The 26,215-nt window shown below is 59.7% G+C and carries 20 protein-coding genes; 3 read left to right on the forward strand and 17 right to left on the reverse strand.

The window, feature by feature from the left end:
* Window positions 1–232 precede the first annotated feature (232 nt).
* The 9 genes from mgtE to N909_RS0114000 form a co-directional block, all read right to left on the reverse strand.
* Window positions 233–1,594: a magnesium transporter gene (gene mgtE, locus N909_RS0113960; RefSeq protein WP_036683190.1), complete on the reverse strand. Its 1,362-nt coding sequence runs from the start codon at window positions 1,592–1,594 to the stop codon at window positions 233–235.
* Between the two features lie 80 nt (window positions 1,595–1,674).
* Window positions 1,675–2,631 carry an alpha-E domain-containing protein gene (locus N909_RS0113965; RefSeq protein WP_029916155.1) on the reverse strand — a complete coding sequence of 319 codons (957 nt, stop codon included), beginning with the start codon at window positions 2,629–2,631 and terminating at the stop codon, window positions 1,675–1,677.
* The gene (locus N909_RS0113970; RefSeq protein WP_029916156.1) at window positions 2,631–4,115 is read right to left on the reverse strand and encodes a circularly permuted type 2 ATP-grasp protein; all 1,485 of its coding nucleotides are present in this window, start codon (window positions 4,113–4,115) and stop codon (window positions 2,631–2,633) included. Before N909_RS0113970 ends, N909_RS0113965 begins: the two co-directional genes overlap by 1 nt.
* Window positions 4,116–4,181: 66 nt before the next feature.
* Entirely contained in the window at window positions 4,182–5,084 is a 903-nt protein-coding gene (locus N909_RS0113975) for a transglutaminase family protein (RefSeq protein ID WP_029916157.1), read from the reverse strand.
* Window positions 5,081–7,630, reverse strand: coding sequence for a circularly permuted type 2 ATP-grasp protein (locus N909_RS0113980; protein ID WP_029916158.1), 2,550 nt, complete (start codon window positions 7,628–7,630; stop codon window positions 5,081–5,083). The genes N909_RS0113975 and N909_RS0113980 overlap by 4 nt, the downstream gene beginning before the upstream one ends.
* Window positions 7,631–7,694: 64 nt before the next feature.
* Entirely contained in the window at window positions 7,695–11,048 is a 3,354-nt protein-coding gene (locus tag N909_RS0113985) for a transglutaminase family protein (RefSeq protein WP_029916161.1), read from the reverse strand.
* 144 nt (window positions 11,049–11,192) lie between these two features.
* The gene (locus N909_RS0113990) at window positions 11,193–12,941 is read right to left on the reverse strand and encodes a histone deacetylase family protein (protein WP_029916162.1); all 1,749 of its coding nucleotides are present in this window, start codon (window positions 12,939–12,941) and stop codon (window positions 11,193–11,195) included.
* A gap of 170 nt (window positions 12,942–13,111) precedes the next feature.
* The gene (locus N909_RS0113995) at window positions 13,112–14,248 is read right to left on the reverse strand and encodes a M20 family metallopeptidase (RefSeq protein ID WP_029916164.1); all 1,137 of its coding nucleotides are present in this window, start codon (window positions 14,246–14,248) and stop codon (window positions 13,112–13,114) included.
* Entirely contained in the window at window positions 14,245–14,751 is a 507-nt protein-coding gene (locus tag N909_RS0114000; RefSeq protein ID WP_029916166.1) for a GNAT family N-acetyltransferase, read from the reverse strand. Before N909_RS0114000 ends, N909_RS0113995 begins: the two co-directional genes overlap by 4 nt.
* Window positions 14,752–15,031: 280 nt before the next feature.
* Between N909_RS0114000 and N909_RS0114005 the strand changes: the two genes are divergently transcribed.
* Entirely contained in the window at window positions 15,032–15,334 is a 303-nt protein-coding gene (locus N909_RS0114005; RefSeq protein ID WP_029916168.1) for a (2Fe-2S) ferredoxin domain-containing protein, read from the forward strand.
* Window positions 15,335–15,344: 10 nt separating this feature from the next.
* Here the strand turns inward: N909_RS0114005 and N909_RS0114010 are convergent, their stop codons facing one another.
* The 5 genes from N909_RS0114010 to N909_RS0114030 all read right to left on the reverse strand — a co-directional run bounded on the left by N909_RS0114010 (window position 15,345) and on the right by N909_RS0114030 (window position 20,543).
* Complete coding sequence (locus N909_RS0114010) at window positions 15,345–17,321, reverse strand: GNAT family N-acetyltransferase (protein WP_029916170.1); 1,977 nt, start codon at window positions 17,319–17,321, stop codon at window positions 15,345–15,347.
* A gap of 220 nt (window positions 17,322–17,541) precedes the next feature.
* Window positions 17,542–18,078: a rhodanese-like domain-containing protein gene (locus tag N909_RS26055; RefSeq protein WP_029916172.1), complete on the reverse strand. Its 537-nt coding sequence runs from the start codon at window positions 18,076–18,078 to the stop codon at window positions 17,542–17,544.
* A gap of 3 nt (window positions 18,079–18,081) precedes the next feature.
* On the reverse strand, window positions 18,082–18,609 hold the full coding sequence (locus N909_RS26060; RefSeq protein WP_211253955.1) for a MauE/DoxX family redox-associated membrane protein: 528 nt from the start codon (window positions 18,607–18,609) through the stop codon (window positions 18,082–18,084).
* A gap of 24 nt (window positions 18,610–18,633) precedes the next feature.
* Window positions 18,634–19,941 carry a heterodisulfide reductase-related iron-sulfur binding cluster gene (locus N909_RS0114025; RefSeq protein WP_051689771.1) on the reverse strand — a complete coding sequence of 436 codons (1,308 nt, stop codon included), beginning with the start codon at window positions 19,939–19,941 and terminating at the stop codon, window positions 18,634–18,636.
* Window positions 19,942–20,117: 176 nt separating this feature from the next.
* Window positions 20,118–20,543, reverse strand: coding sequence for a rhodanese-like domain-containing protein (locus N909_RS0114030; RefSeq protein WP_029916178.1), 426 nt, complete (start codon window positions 20,541–20,543; stop codon window positions 20,118–20,120).
* A 153-nt stretch (window positions 20,544–20,696) separates the two neighbouring features.
* Here N909_RS0114030 and N909_RS0114035 point away from each other — a divergent pair, with 153 nt between their 5' ends.
* Window positions 20,697–21,620, forward strand: coding sequence for a selenium metabolism-associated LysR family transcriptional regulator (locus tag N909_RS0114035; protein ID WP_051689772.1), 924 nt, complete (start codon window positions 20,697–20,699; stop codon window positions 21,618–21,620).
* Window positions 21,621–21,630: 10 nt separating this feature from the next.
* Window positions 21,631–22,848 (forward strand): MFS transporter, encoded by a 1,218-nt coding sequence (locus tag N909_RS0114040; RefSeq protein ID WP_036683197.1) that lies wholly within the window; start codon window positions 21,631–21,633, stop codon window positions 22,846–22,848.
* A gap of 35 nt (window positions 22,849–22,883) precedes the next feature.
* Here N909_RS0114040 and N909_RS0114045 read toward each other — a convergent pair whose 3' ends face one another.
* The 3 genes from N909_RS0114045 to N909_RS0114055 are packed head-to-tail and all read right to left on the reverse strand — an operon-like array spanning window position 22,884 to window position 26,196.
* On the reverse strand, window positions 22,884–24,161 hold the full coding sequence (locus N909_RS0114045; protein ID WP_029916184.1) for a cytosine deaminase: 1,278 nt from the start codon (window positions 24,159–24,161) through the stop codon (window positions 22,884–22,886).
* A 37-nt stretch (window positions 24,162–24,198) separates the two neighbouring features.
* Window positions 24,199–25,143: an ABC transporter permease gene (locus N909_RS0114050; protein ID WP_029916185.1), complete on the reverse strand. Its 945-nt coding sequence runs from the start codon at window positions 25,141–25,143 to the stop codon at window positions 24,199–24,201.
* A gap of 3 nt (window positions 25,144–25,146) precedes the next feature.
* On the reverse strand, window positions 25,147–26,196 hold the full coding sequence (locus N909_RS0114055) for an ABC transporter permease (RefSeq protein ID WP_029916187.1): 1,050 nt from the start codon (window positions 26,194–26,196) through the stop codon (window positions 25,147–25,149).
* Between the last annotated feature and the right edge of the window lie 19 nt (window positions 26,197–26,215).

The raw sequence follows: 26,215 nt of genomic DNA on the forward strand, positions 1-26,215 counted from the left end.
CTGTGTGATTGAGATTGACCGGCCGCTGCCGATGAATTCTTCTGCCCCAGAAGGGGAGCGGTCGGTCATTTTCCAAAATCGGAACAAGTAAAGAAAAGCCCTCTTCGAATCATAACGGAGCAGGGCTTTTCTTTACCAAGAGAAAACTTTAACCCATCCTCACCCCAAACCTCTGAAAACATCGGAGCTGGTGCGTATTAAAACATCCCCAGAAAATAAAAAATAGCGATGGCTACAATCTATTCAGCACCAGCGAAGCAAAGCTGAGGACAAAGAAAAAACCGCACATATCGGTGACCGTGGTCAGCAGCGGGCTGGAGACCAGCGCCGGATCAAGTTTCAGCCGTTTTAACACCAGTGGAATCAATCCGCCCAGGGTGACGGCGACGATGGTGTTGACCGCCAGGGCGCCGCCAACCACCAGTCCGAGAAAGAAATTTCCTTTCCAGAGCAGGGCCACCCCCCCCAGCATAACGCCCAGGGCCAGGCCGTTCAAAACTCCGACGCTAGCTTCCTTGGCCAGCACCCGCAACAGTTCGGTCGGTCGGATCAGCCCCAGGGACAGCTCCCGTAAACTGACGGCCACGGCCTGGTTGCCCGAACAACCGCTCATGTCGCTGACCATGGGCAGGAACACGGCCAGGGCAATGACCGTCGCCAGGGTATCCTGATAGAGGGCGATGACACTGGCCGAAACGATATTGAGGACGATATTCAGCGACAGCCACGACAGCCGCCGCCCGGAGCGGGCCAAGAGCGGCATCGAACGAAATTCCTCACCGCCGATAATCCCGGAAAAGCCGAGAAACTGGCTGACGCTGCGCTTACTATTGGCCTCTTCCACCGCTTCGGGAAGCACCACGCCGAGCAGCTTGTTGTCATGGTCGACGACCGGCGCGCCGAACAGGTAGTGCTCTTCGAAAAAATTGCTCAGCTCATCCAGACTGGCGGCCACAGAAATTTTATAGGGATTGCGGATCATCAGCTTGCCGAGCTTGGTTGAACGAAGCGGGAACAGCAGATCGCGCATGCGCAGCACGCCCTCCAGGCGATCCTGATTGTCGGTGACAAAGAGGTACTGGACATTGTAGGTGCTGTACTCGTCGCGGTTGGCCTGAAAATCATCAAGCACGTCCTGAACGGTCTGCTCGCTGTGATAGTCGAGATACTCCGAGATCATCAGCCCGCCGGCCGTGTCGGCCGGGTACTGCAGAAACTGTCTGGCTTCCTTGGCATCTTCCGGGGTCATCTGGCCGATGATGGCATCGGCATCGGCGGCATCCAGTTCTCCGAGCAGGTCGACGACGTGGTCGCTGTCGAGTTCTTCGAGGATGGCTGCGGCGTGGAGCGGATGCAGATCCTCGATGATTTCCGCAGCTTGGGCATCGGAGATATCTTCGATCACTTCGGCGGCATGCTCGGGGCTAAGCAGGGTCAGCAGCGCACTCTGGGCGCCGGCGTTCAAGCGTGACACCGCCAGCGCGGTGTCCGCCGGGTTGATACTGTTAAGAAATGCCAGCACCTGATGCGCATCGTTGGATTCGATCAGGCTGGCCAGCTGTTCCCAGGGTTTTTCGAGTTCTTGTGCTTCCATAAAATCAATGTCCAGGGACGGGCATGGGTTAGGTGATTGTTGTCGGTGGACAACGGGTTATTGCTTGCATTGTTGCAGAGTTATGAGGCTCCGGCCATTTTTGGGCTGAAGAAGATATCATGAATTTCGTCGCCGATGTCATTTAAACGCGTCTGGGTATCATCCAGGTATTCATGCAGGCCGAAATCGAAAATTTCCTTCATGGAGCTGTATTCGAATTGGGACAGCAGCCGACCCATGCTTTGCTCGGCCCGGTTGGCGTAAGTCCCGCGCTGGCTGCCGGTGATCAGGTTGAGGGAGATCATGGCGGTGGCCAGACAGTAATGGATCGCTCTGGGGAAGTTGCGATCCAGAAGCAGGAATTCCGCGATCTTTTTGGGGTCGATGCGGCCATGGCGCTTACGGTACATCTCGAAGGCACTGGCCGAGCGCAGCAGGGCCGCCCAGAGGATATTGTCATAAGGGCTGCCCACATAGTCCACGGACGGCAGCAGGATGTAATATTTGACATCGAGAATCCGGCTGGTTTTGTCGGCCCGTTCGAGCATCCGGCCGAGCCGGCCGAAATGCCAGCCTTCGCCGTGGTTCATGGTCGAATCGGTAATGCCGATGAAGGCATGGCTGGAGGTCATGATGTCGACGAAAAAATGATGGGGAATATGCATGGCCGACTCTGAGGCCGCGGCGTTCATCATCAGGTAAAAGGTGTTGAGCTGTTCCCACATTTCCGAGCTGATATACTCGCGGATCGAACGGGCATTCTCCCGAGCGGACCGGACGCAGGAGTAGATCGAGTTGGGATTGTCTCGTTCAAAGGCTAGAAACTCGATGGCGTTTTCACGGGTGGCGTGGCCATGCAGCTCGGCGAACAGTTCATGGTCGCCGGTGGTGTTGATCAACGGCTGCCACTGGTTGCTGGCGCTTTCCGGAATATCCAGGGTCATATGATAGTTGGCGTCGATGAAGCGGGCGACGTTTTCAGCTCGTTCAATATAGCGGTTCAGCCAATAAATGGAATTAGCGACTCGACTCAGCATCAGATATCCTCCTGCATTTGGAATGAGGATTCCGGGGATTGTTCACCGGTTTCATTGAGCACCCAGGTGTCCTTGCTGCCGCCCCCCTGGGAGGAATTGACCACCAGTGAGCCTTTTTTCAGGGCTACGCGGGTCAGGCCACCGGGCAGGACATAGATATTTTCTTTGCCGTAGAGGATATAGGGGCGCAGGTCAACATGGCGTCCTTCGAAATGGTCATCGGTCAGCACCGGTACCCGCGACAGGGCCAGGGTCGGCTGGGCGATGTAGGTGCGCGGGTTGGACTTGATCCGGCGGCTGAACTCCTCGCGTTCGGCAGCGCTGGCATGAGGGCCGATGAGCATGCCATAGCCGCCCGACTCATTGACCGCTTTGACCACCAGCTTATCGAGATTCTCCAGCACGTAGTTGCAGTCGTCCGGCCGCCAGCAGGCATAGGTCGGGACATTGTTGATAATGGCGTCCTCCTGCAGATAGTAGCGGATGATCTCCGGGACATAGGCATAGACGGCCTTGTCGTCGGCAACGCCGGTGCCCGGCGCATTGGCCAGGGCGACCCGCCCCTTGCTGTAAGCCTCCATCAGCCCAGGGACCCCGAGCATGGAGTCGGCGCGGAACACTTTCGGGTCCATGAAGTCGTCATCAATGCGCCGGTAGATGACATCGACCCGTTCCAGGCCGGTGGTGGTGCGCATCATCACTTCGCCGTTGTGGACCACCAGGTCATTTCCTTCCACCAGCTGCACGCCCATCTGCTGGGCCAGGAAGCTGTGTTCAAAGTACGCGGAATTGTAGATCCCGGGGGTCCAGACCGCCACCACCGGGGAACGGACTCCGGACGGGGCCATTTCCTGAAGCATGTCAAGCAGTCGACTGGGGTAGTCGGTGACCGGCTGGACACTGCAGGCGTCAAACACCATGGGGAAGGTCCGTTTCATGATCAGCCGGTTTTCCAGGACATAGGAGACCCCGGACGGGCAGCGCAGGTTGTCCTCGAGGACATAGAACTGGCCGTCACCGTTGCGCACCAGGTCGGTCCCGGTGATGTGGCACCAGACCCCGTGAGGAGGTTTCAGCCCAATGCAGGGTTTGCGGTAGCCGTCGGCGGAAAATACCAGTTCGGCCGGGATGATGCCGTCCTTGATGATTTTCTGCTCGTTATAGACATCGTTGATAAATGCGTTCAGCGCCCGAATACGCTGCTGCAGACCTTTTTCCAGGACCTGCCACTCCTGAGCCTGAATGATGCGCGGGACGATGTCGAAGGGAAAGATCTTCTCCGTTTGCGCTTCATTGCTGTAGACATTGAAGGTAATACCCAGGTTGAGCAATGCTTTCTCCGCGGCAATCTGGCGTCGTTGCAGCTCCGATTCGGGCAGCGAGTTGATGCGTTCAATCAGCAGGTCGGCGCCGGGGCGGGCAACGCCGTCGGCGGTAAACAGCTCATCATAAAATCCTTCGCTATCATAGCCATCAAATCTCATGGGCAGGGTCCTTTCCGAAATATATTCTGCTCTGTAAATCCCTCAACCAGCCTTCCGCTGCGGTCGTCAATTATCCTTTTCCTCCGGACAGCGCGTCTGCCGGGAGACATCGACGGATACCGTTACGGTATGGGCGCCGCCACCCAGCGCCACGCCTTTGAGAGGGGACACATCGGCATAATCCCTCCCCCAGGCAACGGTGATATGCTGCTCCCCCTGGAGTTTGTTGTTGGTCGGATCGAAAGCGATCCAACCAGCGCGCGGCGAGTACGTAGCGAACCAGGCATGAGACGCATCGGCGCCGATCAGGCGCTGTTGCCCGGGCGGTGGCAGGGTTTCGATATAGCCGCTGATATAGCGGGCGCTCAGGCCGATGCTGCGCAGGCAGCCGATGGCGAGCTGGGCGAAATCCTGGCAGACGCCGCGCCGGTTCTGCAACACGTCGCTCAATGGGGTGGCGATGGTGGTCCCCTGCGGGTCGTAGGTGAAATCGTTAAAGATGCGCTCGGTCAGCTCCTGAACCGCCTGGCCAAAGGGGCGGCCGGGGGTAAACGAGGGGGCTGCATAGGCCTGGAGCTGGCGGCTCTTTTTCACCAGCGGCGAATTGTAGCAGCAGGGCATGACATCCAGCAGCTCAAGCACTCCGTCACTGGTCATGAAGGCGCGGACCTCTTCCCAGGATTGTTCATCGGCGGCGGCTAGGTCGTTAGCTGCGGCATTGACCTGGACTTCGCTGAGTGCCGTCACCCGCAGCAGATCATGGGACTGTTGCAGGGCGAAATGCGCGACCCGGTTGCCGAAATAGTCGTTGAAGGTATGCAGCACGGCCGGAGCGGGCGAAATCTCCAGGCGGCTGGCGAAGCAGCTTTGCTCAGCCGTCACGCGCGGCTGCAGGCGGGCTTCGTTATGGCACAGCTGCACCGGGTCGCTGTAGCGATATTCGGTCATATGTTTGATCTGATATTTCATAGGCCACTGTCCCGGCGCAGGTTCCCGAGCTGCTGCAAAGCCAGGCTTGGGGTAAAGAAATGTTCGGTCAGGGCCGTGGAGAGCTGCTCCAGGTCCTCCTGCTGGGTGGTCAGCATCTTCTCCAGCAGCGAATAGCGGCCGTCACTGCTGGTGATCTGAATCAACTGCTTGGGATCGGTCTGGCGCAGGTTGTCCAGCGCCCCGTCGATGAGCAGCACGTCGCGATGTCCGCCGGGACCGGCAGCGTCCACCGGCAGGTCACGGATATAAAATTGCAGCTGGCGCAGCTGACTGGCCAGGGCGCGGGGGTAATTCTCGTCCATCAGCAGCAGTTCGAGAATGGTCGACAGCTCCATGAACGAGCGATAGCGGCGGCGGTACACAATCAGGCTGTTGCAGATGTTCAAAACCGTCTCCAGCATCTGCGCTTCCATGGCCGGGCCGAAGCAGGGTACCAGGGTGGCGCGCAACAGCGCGGTCAGATTGAGGGCCCGTTCCAGGCGGCGGCCGATATTCAGCATCAGCCAGGCGGTCTCGCGCGACATGTTTTCGTAAGCCAGCCCGCTGAACGCGGACAGCTGCAGAATCAGGTTATTGATGCTTTCATGCAGGCGGCCGCTGCTGAGCTGTTTTTTGCTGATCCGCGGATTCCAGTGGTTCTGCATGTTGTCGATGACCCGCCAGGCGTCCGCCGGCAACAGGTCGCGAACCACCGAAGCGGAGCGTCCCAGGCTGAGCAACGAAGAGCGCAGGCTGCCGGGGCGGTCGCTGGCGCTGATCAGGCTGGACAGCTCGGCCCGGGGATCAGCCAGTTTCTGCCTGGCGTCGTCACCGGTAAAGCCCGGATAGGTCAGGGTGACGTGAGTCAACGCCCGCAGCAGATGGTGCAGGCTCATGCGATCGTCGTTATCGTGAAATTCCTCGACTTCGCGCAGTTTGGCCAGGATCGAACGGAGCAGGCGCGCGGTCTGTTCGGCCCGCTCGGCATAACGCCCGGCCCAGAACAGGTTCTCGGCGGCCTGGCTCGGCAGCGGGCTCACCAGCGGCTTGATCTGCTGGTTCGGTTGAACCTGGCGCCACAGGGTGACCTGTTTGTCCGGTTCCCTGGTCAGCACCCAGGTATCCTTGATCTGACCGCCGGCCTGTTCCGCCTGCAGCAACTGCCCGCTGTCGGCATGCGCCCGGCAGAGCCCGCCGGGCATGGCGACATAGGAGCCGCTCTGGGCGGTGAGAAACAGGCCCAGTGAGCTGTGGCGCGCTTCAATGCGATCGGTTTCAAAGGCGGGGAAGGTGGCGAAATTGATCCGTTCCTGGCCGACAAACAGGTGCGGGGACTGACGGATCAGCTCTTTCCAGCGTTTTTTACCCGCTTCACCGGCTTGCTCGACAATCATCGCCGGCAGGTTGGGGAGCGGATGGATCGGTTTGATGATCATCTTGTCGAGGTTTTTAAGGACGAACTCCCGTTCCTCGCGCTGTCCGCACCACCAGGTTGCCACCGAGGGGAGCAGCAGTTTGCGCTGGAAAAAATGTTCGCAGAGAGTCGGCAAAAAGGCCATCAGGGCCGGATTTTCCAGAATCCCGCTGCCGATGGGGTTGGCCACCGCGACGTTGCCGCAGCGGACCGCTTCGAGCAGGCCGGGGATGCCGATGAAGGAATCGCCGCGCAGTTCCAGAGGGTCGCAGAGGTTGTCTTCCTGGCGGCGCAGGATTACGTCGACCTGACGCAGGCCGTCCACGGATTTGAGCCAGACACAACTGTCGCGGACGATCAGATCACCCCCCTGGACCAGCGGATAACCCAGATACGAGGCCAGATAGGCGTGCTCGAAATAGCCCGGGTTTTCCGGCCCCGGCGTCAGCACCACGATCCGCGGCTCGGCGCGGTTGTGTTTGGCCAGCAGGGTCAAGCCGTTGCGCAGGGCCCGGTAGTACATGGCCAGCCGGTGAACCTGAAACTTTTCGAACAGCTGGGGAAAGCTCCGGTTCATGATGATCCTGATCTCCAGCGCATAGCCGGAGCCCAGCGGTGGCTGAATATGATCGTCCATGACCCAGAAGCTGCCGTCTGTCCCTTTGGCGAGGTTGGCGGAATAAAAGGTCAGCGGTTGCGCCAACCCGTTGTAGGTGCCGACACAGGGGTAGAGGAATCCTTTGTGGCTGAAAATCAGCTCCGGCGGCAGCACCCCTTCCTTGACCAGGGTCATGGGGCCGTAGATGTCGGCGAGCACCAGGTTGAGGAGCTCGGCCCGCTGCACCAGTCCCTGTTCCAGCACCGCCCACTCTTCCGGGTCGAAGATCAATGGAATCGGATCAAAGGCCCAGGGGCGCGGCGCGTCCGGCGCGGAAAAGACATTGTGAATGGCCCCGTTTTCCTTGAGCAGCCGCTGCGCCTCCTTGCAGTGCTTCTTGAGCCGGGTATTGCCCTGGCGATAAAGGCTCAGCATGAGCTGCTGCCAGACCATGGGCAGGTCGCCCGGGGAACTGAAGAAGTCCCGGTACTGACCGGTCAGCTGGGTCGGCTGAGGAATTAATAGGGTATCCATTTCAGTCTTCACGGCCGTCATGCCTCATTGCGGACAAGCACATTGTTGGTGATATTGACTCTTCTCACTGCTGGCGTCCCCGGCGCAGGTCAAGGGTATAGGGGAACTCCTGATCAGCTTCTTCCGGCGGCGGCGCCATTGGTCCGGGCGGTGTGCCGTTCGGGAAAAACCGGCCCAGGGTGTTGAATTCCGGGCGCCGCGGGACCGGCCCCGGAGTGTGTTCGGTGGTGGTGAACAGCGAGCCGCGCCGTGATTCCGCGGTCACCGCATTGACCGGGAAGTCATCATAACTGCGTCCGCCCGGATGGGCGACATGATAGGTGCAACCGCCGATGGAGCGGCCGGACCAGCTGTCGATGACATCGAAGACCAGCGGTGAATGGGGCTTGATGTTCGGATGCAGGGCCGATGGCGGCTGCCAGGCGCGGTAGCGAACCCCGGCGACAAACTCGTCCTTGCGGCCGGTTTTGCGCAGGGGCAGGCGGCGACCGTTGCAGGCGAGCACGTGGCGGCCTTCGGTCAGCCCGTTGGCATGGACCTGGAGCCGTTCCACCGAAGAATCGACGTAGCGTGAGGTCCCCTGGCTGGAGACCTCTTCTCCCAACACATGCCAGGGTTCGATGGCGAAGCGCAGCTCCAGTTCGATATCGTCGATCTGCACCGTGCCGTAACGGGGGAAGCGGAACTCGAAGAACGGATCGAACCATTCCAGGGCAAAGGGGTAGCCGGCCCGCTGCAGATCGTCCATCACCCCCTTGAGGTCCTGGCGGACATGATGGGGGAGCAGGAAGCGGTCGTGTAGCGCGGTCCCCCAGCGGACCAGGCTTTGACGGTAGGGCTGTTTCCAGAACCAGGCCACCAGGGTCCGCAGCAGCAGATTCTGGACCAGGCTCATGCGGGCGTGGGGCGGCATCTCAAAGGCGCGCAGTTCGAGGAGCCCCAAGCGTCCTGCGGCACTGTCCGGCGAGTAGAGCTTGTCGATGCAGAATTCCGCCCGGTGGGTATTGCCGGTGACGTCGATGAGCAGGTTGCGCAGCAGTCGATCGACCAGCCAGGGTGCGGCGGTTTCCCCTTCGGGCATCTGCTGGAAGGCGATCTCCAGCTCGTACAGGGAATCGTCACGGGCTTCATCGATGCGCGGCGCCTGACTGGTTGGCCCCATGAACACCCCGGAGAACAGGTAGGAGAGACTGGGGTGGTTCTGCCAGTAGCTCACCAGGCTGCGCAGCAGGTCGGGGCGGCGCAGCATGGGGCTGTCGGCTGGGGTCGGTCCGCCCAGGGTGATATGGTTGCCGCCGCCGGTGCCGGTGTGGCGGCCGTCGAGCATGAACTTTTCCGTGCCCAGCCGGGCCAGGCGGGCTTCGGCGTAGAGCCGGGTGGTGTTGGTGACGATCTCCTGCCAGCTGGCGGCCGGATGGATATTGACTTCGATGACGCCGGGGTCTGGGGTCACATTGATCCGTTCGATGCGCCAGTCGCGCGGCGGCTCATAGCCTTCGAAAATAACCTCGACCTGCAACTCGGCAGCGGTCTGTTCAATGGCGGAGACCAGCTCCAGGTACTGTTCCAGCGCCGGCAGCGGCGGCATGAACAGGTGCAGGTTGCCCTGGCGGACTTCGCAGCACAGCGCGGTGTGAATGACCTCGCTCGGCTCCTCGGGCGCCGGCTTTTTCCGCTCTTCCCCGGGCTGCTGGCGGAGCGGTGCCGCTGGCGCGCCGGGCTGGGCATAGTCGCTCAGCGGCGGCAGCGGGATAAACAGGCTCTGCTCGTAAAAGGGTTCGCGCTTGTCCGGGGCCACCCAGGGCAGGGAATCAAGGGGTAGGCGCAGGCCCATGGCGGAGTCGCCCGGAATAAGGAACATCTGTTCGCTGCGGAATTCCCAGCGGCTACTCTGCCAGCGGCCGCCGAACTGATCCCATTTGAGGGGCAGGGCAAAGCCGACCGGCTGGTCCAGGCCGTGCTGCAGCACCCGGGCCAGGGAGCGGCGTTCGAGGGGATCTTTAAGGTTGGCCTTGGCTGGATCGAGGTTGGCCGGAACTGTCCCTTCCTTCCACAGCCAGTAGAGGTGGTCTTCAAACCCGGGGATCAGGTAACTGCGCTCGAGCCCGAGGCGGTCGGTCAGGGCTTCGGCAAACCGGCGGGCGTCCTGCCCGGTCAGCTGTCCGGTGCGGTGGAGTTCCGCCAGCAGCTGCGGGTTGTGCCAGATCGGTTTGCCGTCTTTGCGCCAGAAACAGTTGTAAGCCCAGCGCGGCAGCGGTTCACCGGGATACCATTTGCCCTGGCCGAAGTGCAGCAGTCCGCCGCGGGCAAAAGCATCGCGCAAGCGCAAGGTCAGATCATAAGCAAGTTTGCGCTTGTGCGGGCCGTCGGCCCGAGTGTTCCATTCGGCTCCGTCCATATCGTCGATGGAGACAAAGGTCGGTTCGCCGCCCATGGTCAGGCGCACGTCGCCGGCGCGCAACTCCTCATCCACCTGCTGCCCCAGGGCGTCGATGATCTGCCACTGGTCGTCACTGTAGGGTTTGGTGACGCGTGGGTCTTCATGAATCCGCTGCACCGAGTTGGCGTGGAAAAACTCCACTTCACAGGGGTCGGTCGCGCCGGTCAGGGGCGCGGCGCTGGCCGGGTGGGGGGTGCAGGCCAGGGGGATATGTCCTTCGCCGGCCAGCAGTCCGGAGGTCGGGTCCAGGCCGACCCAGCCCGCGCCCGGGATATAGACTTCGGTCCAGGCATGGAGATCGGTAAAATCGGCCTCCGGGCCGGATGGGCCGTCGAGGGATTTTTCATCGGCCGTGAGCTGAATCAGGTAGCCGCTGACAAAGCGGGCGGCCAGGCCGAGATGACGGAAGATCTGCACCAGCAGCCAGGCTGAATCACGGCAGGAGCCGATGCCCCGGGCCAGAGTCTTTTCACAGCTTTGCACCCCCGGCTCCATGCGCACCGAGTAGTTGATGTCCTGCTGCAGGCGGCGATTGATTTCGACCAGGAAATCGACTGTGATCTTGGGGCTGCGGTCGACCTTGGCCAGCCATTTTTTCAGCCGTGGACCGGCGTCGATCTTCTGGAAATACGGCGTCAGCTCCGCGCGCTCCATTTTGCCGTAAGTGAAGGGGTATTTCTCGGCGTACTCCTCGATGAAAAAATCGAAGGGATTGTAAGGGGTCATGTCGGCGACGACTTCGATCTCAATGCGCAGCTCCGTGGCAGGCTCAGGAAAGACCAGCCGGGCCAGGTAGTTACCGAAGGCGTCCTGCTGCCAGTTGAGGAAATGCCCGGCGGGCAGAATCTTCATGGAATAAGCCCGGATCGGCGTCCGGCAATGTGGGGCCGGGCGCAATCGCAGCACATGGGGGGAGAGGGCGATTGAACGATCGAATTTGTAATGGGTCAGATGGTGGCAAATGACTCGAATCGACATGGACAGTCCTTCCGGCTTGAATGGAGAGCTGCGCGAACAGCAGAAATCGGTCGTTTTTGGCAGACAGCAGTTAAAAAACAGTATAACAGAGGTCCCGCCGTGACACAGTGGACCCTCCTTTGCCCCGCGCCTTGGGGCGGGCGTTCAGGCTCCGCTTGGCCCGAAGCGCGCCTGCCAGAGAGCGCTGAAAAAATGCCGGGCATTGATCCCGATACTGCGGGTTCGGTAGCCGCCTTCCTGGATCAGCAAGGTCGGTACGGGCATGCGGCCGATGGTTGCGCCGACCCGGTCAAAATCTTCGGCGGTCAACGGCCAGGTGCCGGTCGGATCCCCTTTGGCCGTGTCGAGACCGAGACAGATCACCAGATAATCAGGCTTGAAACGGTTGATCTTTTTCACGGCTCTGTTCAGCGCGGCCAGATACTCGGCAGCGGTCAGGGTCTCCGCCAGGGGAAAGTTATGGTTAAAGCCGACCCCTTCCCCCTCGCCCTTTTCATCTTCGAACCCGCTGAAGTAGGGGTAGGCAAAGCTGGGATGGCCATGCAGGGAGACGGTCAGGACATCGCTCCGGCGATAAAAGATGACCTGCTGGCCGTTACCGTGATGATAATCGATATCAAGGATGGCAACCCGGCCGTACTCGGCCAGCAACTGCGCGGCAATGGCGGCATTGTTGAAATAGCAGAAGCCGCCGAAGGCGCGCTGTTCGGCATGATGGCCGGGCGGGCGGACCAGCGCATAGGCAAGTTGAAAGCCTTCGAGAATGTGATGGGCTGCGCTCAGCGCGCAGTCGACGGCGCCGCGGGCGGCATGCCAGGCATTAGCGTTCAAGGGGGTGAAGGTATCGATACAATAGTAGCCGGCCCGGACGGCCAACTCTTTGGGCGGGCGGGCACTGTTGCGGACCGGGAACACATAGGGATAGAGGGATTTCCCCGGGGCCAGATTATGGCAGACCTTACGCAGGTAAGCGACATAGTCGCGATCATGAACGCTGGTCAACACCGACTCCGGGAAATTTTGCGCCGGGAGCAGTTCAAAGAGGGCGGTTTTTTCCAGTTCCTGGCGGATCGATTTGATTCTGACCGGGGATTCGACATAGCCGCGTTCGCGCACATGGTGGATATCGTGGCGCTCGTTGATGAGCAGGGCGATTTTTTGTTTGCGCGCCAGCTTCGGGCGACCATCCAGAGCATTGTTGCGCAGATATCTCGGCGCTCTGAGGCGGACCGGATCCTCCGTAAAGGAGGCGACCACCATGGCGATGTAGTCCGGCGAACAGACCGTACCGTAGCGGCGCTCGAGGATGGCCCGGACGATCTTGCGGGCAAGTTCCAGTGGCAGCTCCGGGGTCTGACCAAGGGGGTCGAACACCAGGTAGGGTGGGTTGTCGTCGCCCGGTTGCAGAGGTGTTTCGTAGGCCGTTCCGGCGATCGGCCGGGCCTGATAGCGCTCGTAGAATTTCAGCCGGGCCCGGTTCTGCTTGAGAATCTCCGGATCGCTACAGAGGGCCGGATCGTCCGGCAGGCACTCAAAAAATATGCCGCACGCATGCAGTGCCAGGGCTTCCTCACGCAGGTGCTCATAGAGCGCGCCGCCGATACCACCGGAGGTAATCCGTTTGGCGGTGGAGATATAATCGAGGAAGCAGAAGCCCAGTTTTTGATCGTGGGACAACAGGGCAAAGCCTTGGACCCGATGACGGCCGTCTTCGGCAATATAAAGAATGGAGCGGAAGCCCTGCTTGAGAGGATCGCGCAGCAACTCGGGAATTTTAGCAATATCGTCTGCGGCGAGGAGCGGGAACTGGTCGCGGAGGATCTGCTGCACCTCCTTGACCGCCGACTGATTGAGCGGCCTTAAATCATCATGAATACGCCGAATCCGGAACACTCTGGGACCTCCGCAGCGGAAGGAGAGAACCGCCTGACAGCGGGCCTGGCAAAGGCCGGGACGGCCTTTGCCAGCAACCTGCTTATACGCTTAATTTTGGCCTTGTCAACGGCAAACAATGGGGCTTGAAAAATACTTTTGAAAACCGTCAAGTTGTTGATATTCAGAGTTTATTGGAACCCTTCTCCCAGGGCCAGCGCCGCATAGACCCGCGCCGCCGCCTCAACTTCGGCCAGGCTGGTCTGCTCTTCCGCGGTATGGGCGGTTTCCAGGGAACCGGGGCCGAGGATAAGCGGTTTGCTGCCTGCCTGGAAAAACAGGTTACCATCCGAGTGGGAGCGAAACGGGACGAACTCCAGCGGCAGGTTGAGGCGCGGAAACACCTCTTCCAAGGTCACAGATAACGGGTTGTTGCGGTCCAGCTGGTAGCCGCCCGACTCAAAATCAAAGGACACCTCCAACTGCAGACCTTTGATGGCGCGACGGGTTTTGACCAGGATTTTCTCCAGTTCCTGGCGCACCCGGGCCGGGTCGGTGTCCGGGGAGAGATGCAGATCGATCATCGCTTCGCAGCGATCCGGGACTACAAAGCCGGCCCGGGATGAACTCATCTCGCGGATGGAGTAGATCAGCTTCGGTTCCTCGGTGCTGTCGAACAGGGTGGCCCGTTCGATCTGCAGCAGAACCCGCAGCATCGATTCGATGGCGTTATGCCCCAGTTCCGGCAACGATGAATGAATGCGCCGCCCCTGCGTGGTCAGGGCAATTTCCATATAGCCGAAATGACTGAACGCCGGCAACAGCGAGGTCGGTTCGCCGATGACCACCCAGGCCGGGCATTCCTGCTCCAGAAAGCGGGCGCTGCCATCGCCGTTTTCCTCTTCCCCGACCACCAGCAGCAGCCCGACGGAGGGGCGTTCGGCCTCGGGCAGGCTGGCCAGGGCCAGCCAGGTTTCGACCATGGCCGCGCAGCCGCCCTTCATATCCGCGCTGCCAAGACCGCGGACCACGCCCCATTTCTCCTTTGCCGCATAGTCTTCAATATCCCAGGCGGCCACGGTGTCGACATGGCCGACCAGGTACAGGAGCGGCGGTTCCGGCCCCATCCGGGCCACCAGGTTGAAGCGTTCCTCTTCGACCTCCTGGCGCTGCACCGGGATGCCGGTCGCGGCAAGGATTTCTTCCAGATAGAGCTGGATATCCTCCTCTTTGCCGGATGGCGAATAGATATCGATCATCTCCAGCAGGGTCCGGCGCAGCCGTTCCGGATCGATGGCTGCCCAGACCTGTTCCAGCCGTTTGCTCATACTTTTCCTTTCCGGCGTTTTTTATGTTTTTTGGACAGGTTCAGCGTCATGTAAACATGCTTCTGGATATGACCGAACCCCTGTTTTTTGAAAAAGTGGATCCCGGCCTCATTGTCGGCATCGGTATCGATGAGCATCATCCGTACCCCCTGTTCGACCATGCGGTGTTTAAGTTCGGCAAACAACTGGGCGCCGGTGCCGCCTTTCTGCAGCCCGGGTTTGACACCGATCCAGACCAGGTAGCCGTATTTCCAGGGGGAATTCTGCTTTTCCACGGTCGTGCCCAGGGCAAAGCCGACCACTTCACCGGCCAGTTCCGCCACCAGGCAGAGTTCATTGTCGGAGTTGAACATCGTGGTGATTTCGTATTCGTCCCAGGTGCGGTACATGCTGGGCGAAAACTCAGAGGTGAACAGTTGCTCACCCAGGTGAAAAACCGCCGCCAAATCATCGATGGTCATGGAACGGACGTCAAGCTGCTGTTCGTTGTGCTGTTGGGTCATGGAATACCGTCGCTGGAAAAGAGTCTGGGGTCTATTGAAAATACAAACCGAAACAGTGTTGAATTGTATACTGATCTGCAACAAAGTGCCAGTTCTGCACCGATTTCGGCCGCGCCAACGGATGACGGGGCCCGCTTCTTCAGGCTCTTGTGTTTTTTTCCGGTTGGCTACTTGAAGCGGAGGGGGAAGGGCCTTAAGCTAAATTCAACCGCCCTGCCGCGCAGGAGTAAGGGTTGATCCTGACCGTTTGTCGCACCATCAGCCGAGGAGATCTGCCGCTATGTCGAAAAGAAATCAAGCGCCTTATTTAGCCCATGTTTTTGTCTGCACCAACGATCGTGGCGGGGCTAGAAAATCCTGTGCGGACAATGCCAGTCCGCGGCTTAAAGAAGCCTTGAAGGTGCTGGTGAATGAGCAGGGCTGGCAGGGGCGGGTCAGGGTCTCTACCGCAGGCTGCCTGGGGCTTTGCGCCCAGGGGCCGAATGTGCTGATCTATCCGCAACAGATCTGGTTTTCTGACGTTTCCGTCGCGGACCTGGACGAGATCATGGCAACCCTGGAGCAGCTGGTCGCCGGCCACTGAGGCGCTTTGCTCAGTCGAAGGCGAGGACCCCGCTCATGCCGCTGTCCGCCGGGCGGATAAGCTGCTCGAAGGCGGTCTCTTTCAGCGTTGCCATCTCCCCCAGGGTAATGGTCTGCTGGGTGTTGATTTCGCTCTCGCAGGTATTATAGGTGGTATTGTAAAACGCGATCCGCTTGTTCTTGTCCAGCCCCATTTGCAGCAGCTGCTGCGCGCCCTGGCGGAGCAGCTTCAATTTGTCGTACAGGTCCTCCCGGCTGGTCACCGACCAGACTCCCAGGTAGATGGGGCTGTTGACGTTGCGGACATCCCCGACCAGTTCGCCACGCAACAGTTCATCCCGGCTGCGTTTGAGATAGGGGACAAAATCGAGATGTTCGGCGAGCTTGCGGTCGGTGGCCAGAAAGCGGCCGTTGACCGGGTCGAGGGTAAAGATCATGGTGCGGTCGGTGGCCTGGCCGTAGCTCTGGAAGAGAACATCCTTGTAGGCCTGGAACGGCACATTCCGCAGGATGCAGGTTTCGTATTTGTTGATTCGCCGGGTAATCCCCAGCAGCCAGGAGCGGATTGAATTGTTGTCGATGCGGCATTTACCCAGCTCTTCTTTAAGGAAGTTGAAGCTCTGGTCGCCAAAGCGGTAAAGCAGCACGTTCTGGAAGATGTCACGGATGTTGTTGTAGCGGCTGAAGTGGTAAAGCAGATCGTAACTGAACAGCTCCATCTGGCGGAGTTGCCAGATGAAGATGGTGATCTCCTTGCGGCTGGTCTCCGGGGTCAGCCGGGCTTTCTGGGTGGCTTTGATCATTCTCACGTAGCGGGTGCTCAACTCATCCAGCAGGCTGCTGTCCCGGGTGGTGCTTTTTTTCAGGCGGATAACCCAGGTGGTCGAGATCCCAGGCTCGCTGGTGACCTCAATATGTTCACTGCCGAAGGTTGCATAGATCTGCCTGGTGCCGACCCCTTCGCCGGTCGCCGTCTTGCTTTTGGTCGAGTTGCCGACAAACTGCGGCAGCTGGTCCGCCCCCTTTTGCAGGCGTTCGGCAGCGATACCGATGCCGTTGTCGGTGATGCTGAGGGTTACGGTATCGTCCTGCTGTTCCAGGAGAAACTCGATGCGGCCGCGGCGCCCGGCCGCCTTGATAGCGTCCAGGGCATTGGCGACGATATTGATCAGCGCCCGGCTGCAACTCAGATAACTGCTGTTGACCGGATCGATCTTGGACTTGAGGATCAGTTGCACCTCGCAGTTGCTGTCCACCGCTTCGATAAAAGGAATGACCCGCTCGGTGATCAGCTCCTGAAATGACACCTTGTGCTCCAGGTGAATTTTATCTTCATAGCGATTCAGGGTGTTGAGCATCGAGGTCGTCTCGCGATTGATGTTTTCCGCGACCTGGTTGAAGTTGTCCACCGACAGCATGGCGGTCATGTCGAACAGGACCCGAAGGGATTTTTTGACGTCATGGCGCACCCGCGACAGTTCCTCCACCACCGAAACTTCCGGATGGGTGGCGGAATCGAGCTTGTCCAGCAGGGTTGCCGCCGTGACCGACATCAGATGAAAGCGCATCCTTCTGAACACGGTCAGGTCGGTGATGGTAAAGCCGCGGGTGGTGAAAAAGTCGATGGAGCTGAGCAGCTTTTCCCAGACGTACAGATAGATGTTCGCTTCCGGGGCGACCTGGCTGGCGAGGATGTGCAGGAAGGCCGAGCCGATCCCCTTGCCCCGGCCAAAGGGGTTGGTCACCAGTTTGTAGATATGAAAGCTCTGCTGATCCGGGGTGGCATAAACCAGCAGATAGCCGAGCAGCTCCCCCTTTTCCTCCCAGACCAGGCTATGCTCGTAAGCGATATCGATGGTGCGATGCTGAATATAGGGTGAGGGGATCACCAGGGTATCGATATTCAGTAACGCGGATTGGCGGATGGCGCGTTCATAAGCCGGGGTCAGCTGTTTGATGTAAGGATATTGGCCGGGATTCCATTCCATAGCAGTGGCCCACCTCTGGCTGGAAAAGGGTTGGTTGTGCCGGGTCAGATGCTCACTATCTTAGCAAACTCGAAGCGGTTGGGGCCAATTATTAAGGAGGCGGTTTTTGTGACGGTCTGCTCAGCCGGATCGCCCGGAGAGCCGCGGAGCCGGCGCAGGGAGGGCCTGGGGAAGACCGACCGGATCATGGCGATCCGGTCGGTGAATGGTCGGGACGGGATCAGTCGACGGTTTCGACCGGCAGGTCCGCACCTTTCCAGGCGAAGATGCCGCCGGGATAACGATAAACGTTTTTGTAGCCCAGCTTTTTGGCCCAGACCGCACCGTTGTGGCTGCGGGTACATTTGACAAAACCGCAGTAGATGACAATGGTGCGCTCTTTGTCCGGACCCAACAAGGCGGCGAAATCCTGCTCTGATTTGCCGTCGGTTTCTTTGCTGTCCCAGCTGGTCATGTCCGGAATCGGAAACAGGAACTGTACGGCACCGGGAACATGACCTTTTTTGTAGCTGTCCGCAAAGGGCATGGTGTCGACAATAAGCATATCCTTGCCCTCATCCTGCCATTTTTTCAGCTCTGCCGTGGTCACCACAGCATAACCGCCGCGCTGTACTTCACGGACCAGTTTGACTGCTGACTGTTCGGTTTTGACTTCAGCTTCGAACTTGTTGCCGAACCCGAAGGCCATGGCTGACCCCGCCGTAGCCAGCAGAAACAGCAACAGCAGCGGGAGCATGATCAGTTTATTGCGAGACATCGGTTATTCCTCCTTGGATGAGGCCTGTCCCGTGCTGGTTCGCAACCAGGGCGCGGGGCGCAGGCGGTTCTGAAAACGCCATGCATAAAGGTATGCAATGGCCGATAAAAATCCACAGTCGCGGAGCAGGGCCCCACGCAGATCATGAAATGCGGCGGCCTCGGGATCGTTCGGGCCGAAACAGCCGCAGTCGATATCCAGTCCCAGGTGGATTCCGTAGCCCAGCACCGCCATGAACAACAGCAGCTGCAGGGTGAGCAGGAGCAAGGCGCCGCGTTTTTCCAGCAGCAGACCGCCGGCGGCAATGAGTTCCAGGGCGATCAGCAGCACGGCTGCCCCGGTAACCAGGGGTTCGGGGAGCAAGCCGTAAGCGGCAATGGTGGTGGCGAATTCCTGCGGGGCGAGGGCCTTGCTGAGGCCGGGCCAGAAGAAGACGCCGACCAGCAGCAGGCGCAACAGCTGATAGACGCCGCGGCCGGGGCGACTGCGCAGGAAGCGGGGAACCATTGACTGCAATGATTGTGCTGACATGGCCTGCCCGTGCTGGTTCGAGGATTACACCGGCTGGTTGCGCAGCGCTTTGAGTTTGCGATAGAGCAGCGGCAGCGGGGTCCAGCCAGCGATAAAGGTCAACTGTCGCAACACCAGCAGGGGCATCGCCTTGCTCCGCCGTGGACGGGAAGCGTCTTGAGGACGGCCGGAAAAAGTCCGTTCCCGGGTGACGGCGGCGGCCACATTTTTGCGGATGCGGGCCTTCAGGCGCAGGCGATTCCAATAGGTGAGCGGTCCTTTGGCCACCGCCGCTTTGCCTGCGCTGGTCAACTCCGGTTCGAAGAGCAGATCCAACACATGGCTGGACCGGGTCCGGGCAGCAAATACCTGGGTACAGCTGGCGCAATAACTGACCAGATGCCCGGTCTGCAATTGCTGGCAATGTTTGTCCTGCCAGGCCGCGGAGCGCTCCGGGTAGCGGTAGCTGACCGCGCCGCCGGCACCGCAGCAGAGGGTGGTTTTGCCACTCTGTGCGGGTTCAGACAGTTGCAGCCCCTTTTTGCCAAGCAGGGCGCGCACTGCGCTCTGGCTGCTGCGATTGAAGCGGGCGACGCAGGGATCATGGATATCGACCGTGCCGGTGATTGAAGGCGCGGCCGGCAACGGGAGTTCGTTGAGCAGTTCGTAAACCATCCGGGTGGTCAGTTCCGGGGCGTAGGTTGAAAAGACCCGCTCGCAGCTGGGGCAGGCCACCAGAACCTGGTTGATCCCCTGGTGGAGCAGGTAAGTCTTCAGTTCCCCGAACATGGCCGAGAAATAGTCCTCATCGCCAAGGTCATGGGACGGTTTGGTACAGCAGTCCAGGACGATGCCGATAGTGGGGATTGTTTGGCGGAGATGGGCGAAGGTTTTCCAGGTCGTTTCCGGTCGCGACCCGGCCAGGGAACAGCCTGGGAAGAAGATCGTCTCGCAGTCCTGGGGCAGGGCATGCCAACTGAAGCGCTGCGAGGTGCCGAGCCGTTCGTAACGTCTGAGCCCTTTGTATTCCGGGTGCTCGGCCCGGCCTTGGCGGAACTCGGCCCGGCGCAACGCCAGAAACAGCCCGGCCGGATCAACCTGATGCGGACAGAGCGCGGTGCACAGTCCGCACAGATGACAGGCAAAGGGATCGGTACAGTTGCTTCCCTGCTGAAGTAGATAGTTGCGGGCCAGCTGCTGCGGGGTGCCATGTTTTTGCAGGAAACCACACTGGCGCACACAGAGGCCGCAACCGGTACAGTTTACCGACACCTCGGTCAGCCGAAGGTGCAAGGCCTTTGGGAACGGCTGTTCGTCTGTTTGCACCGGGATTGCTGGTTGTCCTGAGTTCATGGTTGAGCTTGTGCCCCTCACTTGATTGAACCTGTCGGGCTGTTGAAAAACGTTGTACCGAGCCCATGGCCGGACTTTTTTAACAACCTGCGATAGTAAACTGAAAATCTGCCCCACAAGCGTCCAGGCGGAACGCGTTGTGGGGCAGAAGGTTGCTGCTTGCAGTGGCGCCGCTGCTATTGGGCCGGAGCCAGCAACTCCGGAAATGGCCAGCCGCCTTGCCCTTTGCTGAGGATGAAGAGCCGGTTTTCCGGAATCCCGGATTCGACCAGGTAATCGTACGCCCGCTTTGCGCCGCCGGCACCGCGCGGGCAGATGATAACCGCGCTGTCCTGATTGTTTTTCAGAGTGGCGACAGAGACATCCAGCTTGGCACGATCGGCTGCTGATTTGACTGGATAGGCGTAGGTGGCGACAGCGCCTTGAATATGGTGCTGCGTGAATTCATCTTTGACCTGAATATCGATCAGGGACATGGCGGATTGTGCGGCCAGGTTCTGTTTGACCTGCTCCGGGGAAATATAGTTGTAAGCAAAGGCCCCGGCGGGAAGTGTTACGCAGAGAACCAGCAGGACGAAAAAACAAGAAACGGTTTTGTTCATAAAAAAGCCTTAAAATTGGGAAAGAAATACCAGCTGAAAATACGGACTCGGTTGATCTTAAGTTATCAGAATTAAGTGATTGACAAGGACAAGTCAAATGGATAATTTTAATAAAATCAATGACACCTATTTGTAAATTCGATGGAGGGTTTTATGACCTTACGCCAGCTCGAACTCTTGATCGCGGTAGCCGAAACAGCCAGTTTTTCGCGCGGAGCGGAATTAATGACCCTGACTCAGTCAACCGTGAGTCAGCATATCGCCGCTTTGGAAAGAGAATTGAACACCCGTTTGCTTGATCGGACCAGCAAGGGGATCTATCTGACCGCCGGTGGGGAGGTGTTTCTCCAGCATGCCCGGCGGGTGCTGGCGGAACTTGACGTCCTGAAGCAGGCGATGGCCGGGTTTCATGGTTTGGAAAACGCCCACCTGACCATAGGAGCCAGTAATATCCCGGCCAATTACCTGGTTCCCAGGTTGTTACCGTTGCTCAATCAGCAGTACCCGGGGATTACCGTGAATATGAAGATCGGCGACAGCCGGGATATGCTCAGCGAGCTGCACAATGGCAAAATTGAACTGGCCATTGTCGGCGCTCGTTTTGATGAAGAGAACTTTTCCTATCAACCGATCCTCAAAGATCGCCTGACCCTGATCGTCGGCCCGGATCATCCGCTGCGGGACAAACAGAAAATCAGCATCAAGGAACTGGTCCGGCAGCCGTTGATCCTGCGTGAAGACGGGTCGGGAACCTATCAAACCCTGCTGAAAGCCTTTGCCGGCGCCGGAATCGACGCCTCTTCATTGCATGTGGTGGCCCGACTCGGCAGCAATGAAGCGGTTCGCCAGGCCGTGTCCGCCGGTTTCGGCTGTGCTTTTGTTTCCGATTTGTCCGTCCGCAGCAATCTGCAACATGGAGAATTGTTCAAGGTAGATGTTCGTGATCTGGTCATTGAGCGAAACATCTGGCTGGTCCGGCTGCTGGAACGGACTCCTTCACCTGCTTCCCTGGCCGTATCCGAACTGTTGCTGCAGATGACGGGAGCGCTCGGAACTCCCCAGGCGGCCGTAAATTAAGATCCTGAACATGTCCACTTCCGATAAATCCTGGCAGCGCCCCGAGGTCCTGTTGTATGTGATGGCGTTTGCCGTGCCTTTAAGCTTTGCCGCATGGCAGGCGCTGCTGAACAATTTTGCTGTCGAACAGGCCGCTTTTACCGGCCGGGAGATCGGCATCCTGCAGTCGCTGCGGGAGATTCCCGGGTTTCTGGCTTTCGCCGTGGTCTATGTGCTGTTGCTGCTGAGTGAACAGCGCCTGGCGCTTCTCGCCCTCGGGCTGCTCGGGATCGGTACGGCCTTGACCGGTTTTTTCCCCAGCGTGATCGGGTTGTACCTGACGACATTGGTGATGTCGACGGGATATCATTATTACGAAACCATGCAGACCTCGCTGACCCAGCAATGGATTCCCAAGGCGCAGGCCGCCGAAACCTTCGGGCGGATCATCGCGGTCAGTTCCCTGGCCGGGATTCTGGCCTTCGCCCTGATCTGGGCCGGGTCGAACCTGTTGCGGATTGACTACCTCTGGCTGTATTTGCTGTTCGGCGGGGTGACCCTGCTGTTTGCACTGGTTGCCGGGGTGCTGTTTCCGCGGTTTCCGCAACATACGGTGCAGCACAAAAAGATGGTGGTGCGCAGTCGTTACTCCCTCTACTATGCGCTGGTTTTCATGTCCGGAGCACGGCGGCAGATTTTTACTGTCTTTGCCGGGTTCCTGATGGTGGAAAAATTTTCCTATTCCGTCAGCGATATCTCACTGCTGTTCCTGTTCAACGGAATTTTAAATGTTTTATTTGCACGGCGGATCGGCCGCATGATCGCCCGGTTCGGGGAGCGGAATACCCTGATCTTTGAATACAGCGGGCTGATCCTGGTGTTTTGCGGTTATGCTCTGGTCAAAAGCGCCTGGCTCGCTGCCGCCCTCTACGTTGTCGACCATCTGTTCTTCGCCCTGGCCATCAGCATCAAGACCTATTTTCAGAAAATCGCCGCGGCCGAAGATATTTCCGCCACCGCCGGGGTCAGCTTTACCATCAATCATATTGCCGCCGTGGGTATTCCGGCTTTGTTCGGACTGATCTGGCTGACCTCCCCGGCCCTGGTGTTTTACATTGGTGCGGGGATGTCCCTGGTGTCCCTGCTGCTGTCCTTGCTGGTTCCCCGCCATCCGCAGCCGGGGCAGGAGACCCGCCTGCAGAAACCGGCCGCGTCGGTTGCCCCGGAACCCGGTCGCCTGCCGGTCTGAACCTCGTCGTTAAGGGGGCGCAGCCGGGGACGCTCTTACGGTAAGGAAAAGTCCACTTGCTGAGTCTGCTCGCCGAGGTGGACGCTGGAGACGGCCGGAGCCGCTTCGGCGATGACTTCGCCGCGGCGGATGACGGCCAGCCGTGGGCCGCGCAGCCGGATCGCCTCAATGGGATCCCGTCCTTGCAAGACCACCATGTCCGCAGAGTTTCCTTCCTTGATTCCATACCCGTTTAATCCCATGGTTTGCGCCGGACGGCTGGTCACCGCAGCGAACAGCTCGTTCATCTCGGCAATGCCGCTCATGTGCAGAGCATGGATGCCCATATGGGCGACCTCCAGCATGTCGTGACTGCCGAGGGGATACCAGGGATCGACCACGTCGTCATGGCCGAGGCAGACGTTGATCCCTTGCGCCAGCAGTTCCTTGACCCGGGTCAGGCCGCGGCGTTTCGGGTAGGTGTCCTGGCGGCCCTGCAGCACCATGTTGACCAGCGGATTGCAGACCGCGTGCAGCTCGGCCTCCGCCAGCAGTGGCAGCAGCTTGGTGACATAGTAATTGTCCATGGAGTGCATGGAGGTCAGGTGCGAGCCGGTGACCCGTCCGTGCAGTCCGCAGCGGCAGGTTTCCGCGGCCAGGGTCTCGATATGCCGGGACAGGGGATCATCCGATTCGTCGCAGTGCATGTCGACCTGCAGGCCGCGCTGGGCGGCCAGTTCGCAAAGCTGACGAATGGACTCAGCGCCCTCGGCCATGGTCCGTTCGAAATGGGGAATCCCGCCGATCACATCGACCCCCAGGTCCAGTGCACGCTTGAGCTGGGCCGTGGCCTTGGGATCGCGCAGATAGCCGTCCTGGGGAAAGGCCACCAGCTGCAGGTCGACATAGGGTTTCATCTGTTCCCTGACCTCAAGGAGAACCTGGACCGCCATCAGCTCTGGGTCGCAGACATCGACATGGGTGCGTATGGCCAGGGTGCCGCGGGCGATGGACCAGGAGAGCAGCTTGAGGGCGCGTTCCTTGAGTTTGTCGGCGCTCTGCAAGGGTTTTAGATCGCTCCACAGGGCAATCCCTTCGAGCAGAGTACCGCTTTCGTTGCGACGCGGTTGCCCGTGCAGGCAAAGGGTGGCATCCATATGAAAATGGACATCGACAAACGGAGGACTGACCAGCCGCCCGCGGGCATCGATTTCCCGCTGTGCGGTGGCGGCGATAGTCGGTGCGATGCTGGCGATACGACCGGCCTGACAGGCGATGTCGCAGGGCTGGTTATGGCCAACCAGGTTGGCCTGGCGGACGATCAGGTCAAACATGTCTTGGCTTCCTTTCCAATTTCAGCAGGGGCCATGTTCAGCGTTCGCCGCGGCGGAAGGGGATCAGCAGAGCCTTGGGATAGGCGGCCCGTCGCGACATGATGATCAGGGCCAGAATACTCATCACATAGGGCGCCATCAAGTAAAACTGATAAGGGATGGCAGTGGTGGCCTGCTGCTGAACCCGCATCTGCAGGGCATCGAAGGTTGCGAAGAGCAGGGCGCCAAGCAGCGCCTTGGCCGGTTGCCAGGAGGCGAACACCACCAGGGCGATGCAGATCCAGCCGCGACCATTAACCATGCCGATGTAGAAGGCATCGAAAGCGGACAGGGTCAGAAAGGTGCCGCCAACCGCCATCAGGGCACTGCCCGCTACCACCGCGCCGGTGCGCAGCAAGTGGACATTGATCCCTTGCGCTTCCGCGGCCAGCGGGTTTTCACCGACCATGCGCACGGCCAGGCCAAGGGGGGTGCGGTAGAGCAGGTAGCTGACCAGAATCACCACCAGCAGGGCCAGCCAGGTCAGCGGCGACTGTACGAACAGAGCCTCGCCGACGACCGGCAGCTTGGCCAGTCCGGGGATCCCCCAGGAGGCAAAGGGGGTAATCTTGGGGGGCGTGGTGACATCGGGCAGCATCATCCGGAAGACGAAGTAGCAGAGGGACGACGTCAGCATGGTGATGCCGAGGCCGGAGACGTGCTGAGACAGACCCAGATAAACGGTCAGCACACTGTGCAACAGGCCGAACAAAGCCCCCACCAGGGCCGCGAACAGCACCCCGCCCCATAGGCTGCCACCCTGGAAAACCCACATCCAGCCAGCCATGGAGCCGATGGTCATGATCCCCTCGATGCCAAGGTTCAGGACTCCCGAGCGTTCGCAGATCAGTTCGCCAAGGGTGCCGAAAATCAGCGGTGTGGCCATGCGTAGCGTGGCTGCCCAGAAACCGGCGGCCAGGATCATATCAGCAAAATCGAACATCGGTTATTTCCAGCGGATGCGGTAACGGGTCAACAGCATGCTGACCAGGACGGTGATCAGGGCGGTGGCGGTAATGACATCGGCAATGTAGTTGGAGACGCCCAGCGCCCGGCTCATGGAATCGGCGCCGTTATAGACCACGGCGATGAAGAAGGCCGACAGGACCACGCCCAGCGGGTTGAGGCCGGCAAGCATGGCAACCACGATCCCGGTGTAGCCGAAGCCCGGCGACAGATCGAGGGTCAGGTAGCCCTTCAGCCCGCAGAGCTCGCAAACTCCGGCAATCCCGGCCAGGCCGCCGCTGATCAGGGCGGTGCGGATAACGGTGCGGTTCACGGGGATCCCGAAAAAATCAGCGGCCTTCTGATTGGCGCCCACCGCCCGAATCTCGTAACCCCAGATGCTGAAACGCATCAGTGCCCAGGTGCCGACGGCCGCCAGGAGTGAAATCAGCAGACCGGCATGCAGCCTGGTTTTGGCCAGCAGCAGCGGCAGCAGGCCATTCTCGACGATCGGTGCCGCCTGCGGCCAGCCCATGGCCATGGGATCTTTCCAGGGGCCGAACAGCAGGTAATTGACAAACAGCAGGACAATGAAGTTGAGCAGCAACGTGGTGACGACTTCATCAACCTTGAGATGGGTTTTGAGCAGGGTCGGCACCAGCAGCAGCAGACCGCCGGCCAGGGCTCCGGCCAGCATCATGGTTGGTATCAACAGGTAAGGCGGCCAGTCGAGGGTGCCTGTACCGAGCAGGGTGGCGGCGCAGGCCCCGGCGTAGAACTGCCCTTCGGCGCCGATATTCCAGAGCTTGGCGCGGAACGCGACTGCGGCGGCCAGGCCGGTCAGAATCAGCGGGGTGGCCCGGGTCAGGGTTTCACTGATGGCGAAGCGCGAGCCGAGGGCTCCTTTGAACAACAGCAGGTAGGCGTCGACAATGGAACTGTCCGCCCAGAGGATCAGGGCCGAGCACAGGGCCATTGCGGCGATAACTGCGGCCAGCGGGGCGCAGACGGCCAGCGGCAGGGAAATTTTGCTACGTGGTTCGAGGTACATGATGCCCTTTTTTAAGGTG

The organism is Pelobacter seleniigenes DSM 18267, assembly GCF_000711225.1.
Lineage (GTDB): Bacteria > Desulfobacterota > Desulfuromonadia > Desulfuromonadales > Geopsychrobacteraceae > Seleniibacterium > Seleniibacterium seleniigenes.